Below are 4,239 nucleotides of genomic sequence, written 5' to 3' on the forward strand. Positions count from 1 at the left end.
GCGTGACGGAAGGGAATTTGCCGCAGGCCGAGTGAGGCCTTGTGCCGAAACGTAGCGGGAAGACGCTGTTATGCGAAGTCGTTTTTATTAAAAATTTACAGCTGATTCTTCTAAATTATTTAAATTTTCGAAAAGTAATTACTCTGGAAAAATAGTAATTATATAACTACTTAAGATAAGCTTATTCAATTATATGGGAAAAATTTCCGTTTTCTAGAAAAATCATTTCTTTTGGCTTAGAACCTATTTCTGTAATATAATAATTTGTTCTAACAACTTCGTCATCCGGTTGTATAATTTTTGATTTAACGTTATCTAGACCTAATATTAATTCAAACAGAGCAGGATAGGAAGTTTCCGTGTGAACACAAAAGGAGTCTTGAAATTTATCTTCATTAAATTTTAGTTTAGTATTGTAAAAATCAACTCTAATAGGTTCCTTGCTGTTGTTTTTGACCTTAATTTTAATCGAAAGGTAAGTAATTTTGTTCTGAAATTCTTTTTTAATAGAATAGGATTTTTTTCCCCATCCATACCAGAAAGTTTCTTTTTTGTTAAGGGTAGTGAATTGAGCAGTTTTTAATTCGTTATCAGAAGAGCTGTTAACTTGTACCGAAGCACAATTTACGAAAGGTAAAAGGAAGAAGATAGCGAGGGCGATTGTATATTTAAGATTTTTGTTCACGGCAGTTTTATATGATATTATTAAAGAAAAGCAATAAGAAAATATTTTGTATCAAATGTTATTAAATAATATTTAATTTTGAAAACGATTTCGCATAACGAACTAGTGTTAACGAAGTTTCCCGCCCTGAGCCTTCGGAGAAGGCGTTAGGGTAGCGGGAAATTTGCCGAAGGCCGAACGAGGGCCAGTCCCGAAGTGAAGCGTTAAGACGCTGTTAGTTGCAGTATGCCTTACGAGTAAAAAAGTGTATGTAAAATGGAACTGGAAGTCCCACCAGAATTCTTCAACAGACGAAGCAAAGTAAATCAACGAGAGACTTTGTTCAACAAGCGTTAAGAGTTAGATATACTGTTAATCCAGAATTTCGTATAAATAAAAAGGTAAAATAAAGAAACGTGACGAGAACGAAATTTAGCATATTGCAACTAACGAACTAGACTAACCGACGTAGGCTGGCCCTGAGTCCCTGAAAGGGACGTTAGGGATTGGCACGACGCTTGCGCAAGCAAGAGGAGTGACAAAAGCCTATGTGTCGTAGACCGAACGAGGGCGTAAGTCCCGAAGTGAAGCGGTTAGTCGCTGTTATTCGCAGTGTGGTATTTATTAAGATTAATTCTTTTTCAATTAAATATGATTATATCTCAGGATATGGTAAATAAAGAAAGAGTATAGTCATGTCGACTACAAACATTCTCTGTACAAATGGCATCCAATAAATATGAATAATGTATATGGATTTAATATGCCAATAGATACTACTGTAAGGATTATTTTGAAATTGATTAAATCACGCGTTCGTTTATAAATCCATAGTAGTAGAATAGGTAAGTAAGAGAATGCTAAAAATATAGTAAGTAGCATATGACCGTATTGTTCTGTTTGGCTTCCATACAATATTTCACCCTTAAAACAAGTAAAGACGAAATTTACTGCTAAAAAACTGAAACCTAATAATAGGAAAGCAAATAATATTGCAATGAAGTATTCTTTTATTTTTTTTAGATAGTTCGATTTAAATTTGAGAGGGTTGATAAGTTTCATACTTAATTGAAACGAATGGATTAAGGTTCTTTCAAAGTTGAATTTATGAATAGTCCGTGTAATTCTTTTATGAATATATCAGAGAATTTTTTTTTCTCATACTATTAAAAAGTGGATCTATTTTATCTATCAAGTAATTACGTAGAATTTATTTTTAATATTAATGAATAATATTTTACCACATTGCGAATAACGAACTAGACTAACCGACGTAGGCTGACCCTGAGTCCCGGAAAGGGACGTTAGGGACTGGTCACGACACTTGCGCAGGCAAGGGGAGTGCCAGAAGCCTATGTGTCGGAGACCGAGCGAGGGCGTAAGTCCCGAAGCGAAGCGGTTAGTCGCTGTTATGCGCAGTTTTAACTATAAAAAGTAATCTTTATAAGAATTGTCAAATATACTCTTGCTTTTTTCTGTTTTATCCCTATTTATATCAGGAAAATTTCCTTCAAAGCAATATTCTGTTAGGATCAAATTGAATTCATCAATGGAGACTTTCGTTAATGTAGATTCCAAAATTTCCGTTGAAAGGAAATCTCGGCTTTCTTTATATGAGCATTTAAATTTTTGATACCTTATGTCTAAGCCAGAAGGAGATTCGCTAACAATTAGAGAGTAATCTATAAATGGAAGATCTTCTTCATAGAACTTATATGCATCATAAGATTCACATTCGTTTTCTATAATTAGATGTTTTAGGTTAATGGAATAGATATTACTATTTAAATTTAAGTATAATAAATTTACTTTTCTTTCATATTCCCTAGCTTCCGTTATTTCGGTAATTGCTAAGAAGTTTTTTATTTCTGGTATGAATTTCAGCTTCTCTGGAATATTTTTTGAGTAAATTTGATCTAAATCGAAAGTTACAATTTGCTCTTTTTTAATATTTAATCTCTCAGAAATAGTAATGTTTGAATTGTGATTTGTTGATTTTTTGAGTGTATTTTTCGTAACATTATTAAAAGTGGGCAATTTTGTAATGGAATAGTTATTTTTTGTGCACGTAGTTTTGTAGTGTGTTTCTGGAATAATTTTTGTTTGAGGAATTATTTTTAAGCTGCTAACTTGGGAACTTAATAAATATCCATTATAGTTTTCATTTGTTACTTCAATCCATTCTTCACTATTTGCAATTTGAATTTCTGAATTTTGAATTTTTCTGAAGTGAGTACCTTCTGAAATATTCGTAATAGTCTTTTCTGAATTTCCTGGAGCAGCTTTTAAGGATACACCATTTTTTGAAGTAACAATTACGATATTATTGGAAATTTTTGAATAACAAGTTAATGTTGTAAGCAAAGCAAGCGTGATTATCAGATTTTTCATATTCAATCCTATTTTTAAAATTGCGCATAACGAACTAGACTAACCGACGTAGGCTGGCCCTGAGTCCCGGACGGGACGTTAGGGATTGGCACGAGGCTTGCGTAAGCAAGAGGAGTGCCAAAAGCCTATGTGTCGGAGACCGAACGAGGGCGTAAGTCCCGAAGTGAAGCGGTTAGTCGCTGTTATACGACGTAGCCTATTGTTAGATATTAAGCTGTGCTAGAGATTCTAAAGTTTTCTTAATCTCTTCTAATTTAAATTTTCCTTCTGCAACTCCAATGACGAAGTCATACAAAGTTTCATTTGGATCAAGGATATCATATCCATTAATATCTAAAAAGACGAGTGAAGAAGCTAAGGCCACTCTTTTGTTTCCATCTAAAAAAGGATGATTTTTACATAGATAAAATAAATATGCGGCAGCTTTATCAAATACAGAAGGATGTAAACTTATACCATCAAAAGTAGTCATTGGTTGGTTAATTGCCGATTCTAAGAGTCCATGATCTCGGATATCAGCTGCTCCGCCATACAATTCAATTTGATCTTTATGTATGAGAATTACATCCTCAATAGAGAGGAAGATAGTTTCATCGAGCATTATTGAGCTAGTTTTTTTAGTGTTTTACCGTGAGCTTTATTAATCTTTTCAAGAGATTTAGAAATACTTTTTTCTATAGGTTTGATGATCAATGATTTCCCGTCAGTAGTAACTTCTAGAGTAGAGTTTTGGTCAATTTTTAGTAGTTCAAGAATAGGTTTCTCGATAACTAAAGCGGAGCTGTTTCCGTGTTGCACAAGTTTTTTTAACATATTGAGCCTGTATTAACAATGTTATAACATTGTATAATCAATTTCAATCAAAAAAATGGTATTTTTTTGAATTACGAGACTAATTAAATTTTACAAAAAGTTGGTTTTGGGAATAAATCTAAACCGTTGATTTTCTTCTCTTGAATGCTTTATACTGATTAATTTTGATATTCCCAATCGATTTTTAGGCTATGTCGTATAACGAATTAGTGTTAACGAAGTTTCCCGCCCTGAGCCTGCGCAGTAGGCGTTAGGGTAGCGGGAAATTTGCCGAAGGCCGAACGAGGCCGTGAGTGCCGAAGTGAAGCGTTAAGACGCTGTTAGTTGCAGTGTGCCGTTCGAGAATATATTAACAATAAGAAAGAACTGGA

4 protein-coding genes are annotated in these 4,239 nt (G+C 33.7%); all 4 read right to left on the reverse strand.

From position 1 onward, the window contains the following. Positions 1–181: 181 nt before the first annotated feature. The 4 genes from EHQ70_RS05710 to EHQ70_RS05725 all read right to left on the reverse strand — a co-directional run bounded on the left by EHQ70_RS05710 (position 182) and on the right by EHQ70_RS05725 (position 3,868). Positions 182–685, reverse strand: coding sequence for a DUF4352 domain-containing protein (locus tag EHQ70_RS05710; protein ID WP_135584397.1), 504 nt, complete (start codon positions 683–685; stop codon positions 182–184). Positions 686–2,089: 1,404 nt separating this feature from the next. Continuing rightward, entirely contained in the window at positions 2,090–3,055 is a 966-nt protein-coding gene (locus EHQ70_RS05715; RefSeq protein ID WP_135584399.1) for a hypothetical protein, read from the reverse strand. A gap of 202 nt (positions 3,056–3,257) precedes the next feature. Next, the gene (locus EHQ70_RS05720) at positions 3,258–3,656 is read right to left on the reverse strand and encodes a type II toxin-antitoxin system death-on-curing family toxin (RefSeq protein WP_135584401.1); all 399 of its coding nucleotides are present in this window, start codon (positions 3,654–3,656) and stop codon (positions 3,258–3,260) included. After that, complete coding sequence (locus EHQ70_RS05725; RefSeq protein ID WP_100745171.1) at positions 3,656–3,868, reverse strand: AbrB/MazE/SpoVT family DNA-binding domain-containing protein; 213 nt, start codon at positions 3,866–3,868, stop codon at positions 3,656–3,658. Before EHQ70_RS05725 ends, EHQ70_RS05720 begins: the two co-directional genes overlap by 1 nt. Between the last annotated feature and the right edge of the window lie 371 nt (positions 3,869–4,239).

It is taken from the genome of Leptospira congkakensis, assembly GCF_004770265.1.
Classification (GTDB): Bacteria; Spirochaetota; Leptospiria; order Leptospirales; family Leptospiraceae; genus Leptospira_A; species Leptospira_A congkakensis.

Coding starts and splice junctions, on each gene's coding strand:
- EHQ70_RS05715 (WP_135584399.1), bottom strand. CDS start 3,055: ATGAAAAATCTGATAATCACGCTTGCTTTGCTTACAACATTAACTTGT.
- EHQ70_RS05720 (WP_135584401.1), bottom strand. CDS start 3,656: ATGCTCGATGAAACTATCTTCCTCTCTATTGAGGATGTAATTCTCATA.
- EHQ70_RS05725 (WP_100745171.1), bottom strand. CDS start 3,868: ATGTTAAAAAAACTTGTGCAACACGGAAACAGCTCCGCTTTAGTTATC.